This is a genomic window from Vibrio sp. 10N.222.52.B7, assembly GCF_041474275.1.
GTDB lineage: Bacteria > Pseudomonadota > Gammaproteobacteria > Enterobacterales > Vibrionaceae > Vibrio > Vibrio crassostreae_C.
In genome coordinates this window covers 1-237 of record NZ_JBFRTU010000531.1, presented here as the reverse complement: position 1 = coordinate 237, position 237 = coordinate 1, and the positions used below count along the sequence as shown (strand labels likewise).

The following is a 237-nucleotide window of genomic DNA, read 5'->3' as shown; positions in this document are numbered from 1 at the left end:
AACTAAGGCCAAATTTCACTTCTTTGTTACTTAGTCTTTCATCCGCGACCAGCATTACCTTGTACATCGATAATTGACTACTCAGACTAAGCTCACTCTGTTGGTCTAATTGAGTGGTTGGGTCATATAAAAGAGAGGAACCATCGGCTGACTTTGTGAGCACTTTCCAACTATTGTCGATTTCAATTAAAACGGGTAGTGGAAGGGTATCTAACTCGTTTGATTTTACTTTCGTTA

Annotated in this window: 1 pseudogene; it reads right to left on the bottom strand. The window is 39.2% G+C overall.

The features are described from left to right. Positions 1-237, bottom strand: a pseudogene (locus tag AB4512_RS24045) (type I secretion system permease/ATPase); the annotation flags it as partial.